1 protein-coding gene is annotated in these 944 nt (G+C 58.1%); it reads right to left on the minus strand.

Annotated features, from left to right (window positions below; all coding sequences use genetic code 11):
- Nucleotides 1-32 precede the first annotated feature (32 nt).
- Nucleotides 33-863, minus strand: coding sequence for an IS5 family transposase (locus ACRYA2_RS26560; RefSeq protein WP_433634818.1), 831 nt, complete (start codon nucleotides 861-863; stop codon nucleotides 33-35).
- Nucleotides 864-944: the final 81 nt, after the last annotated feature.

Consider the following 944-nt stretch of genomic DNA (forward strand, 5'->3'; position numbering starts at 1 on the left):
GGCTGTGTTGAATCGCCATAGGGCGGTGGAATTCACTGTTTCACAGCACGCTTTATGTTATAGACGACGCACATCAGGGCGATTTCTCGGAACTCACGGAACCAGGAACGCGCTCGCACGGCGAAGCCGAGCGAGCGCTTGACAGCCGAATTGACGGTCTCTGTCATCGAGCGCTGATTATAGCGCTGTTCGTCAATTCTGGCGTTGTGCGCGTGATCGTAAGGCGCGAAGATGCGATGTTTGATGAGCGGGCGAATCCCGAGGTCACGAAGGGATTCGCGGAGCGATTGCTTATCGTATCCTTTGTCGGCGGCGAGAGACCGCAGATCGCCCGCGTTCCGGCGGGCGATCTGCTCGGCACGGTCTGCGTCACTTCCGTTCCGGTTCGTCGAGCAGTGGACGTCAAGGACAGCCTGCGACGCTGTATCGACGAGTTTCGTGATCTTCAATTTTTGGACGCGGTAGCTGATTCGCTGGCAGTAGTGGCGACTCGCAGCTGAGCGTTCGTAGAAGGTGGCGTCGATCGCACCGTGTTCGGACGGATCGTGCAGCTGCGCCGACTGGCGCAGCAGCACTCGACAGACGCTCATGCTGATCCGGTCGAATGCTTTACACAACGTGGATGGCGAGGGGAGATCGGCCGCGCTGAGGCCGATCTCCCCGGTTATTTGTGCCATCTCTTTCAGCAGGTCAATCGTCATCCGGTAGGACGTGTCGAGGTAAATCCGGAGACAATGGAGAGAAACGAGCGCGTAGTCGGCGAATCCGCCGCCACCGTCTGGGGCGGCGGATTCGTCTCCGTCACCAGTAACTCTTTGAGAAATCGGGACAACCTCGCTAGTGAAGCGGGAGATTTGCGTCATGGACATTCGCAGTCTCCCGCTTCAACTCCTTTGATCTAGCGACTCACCCCGACGCTGTCTAGTGATTCAACAGAGCCCTTC

It is taken from the genome of Halomicrococcus pelagicus (assembly GCF_050954125.1).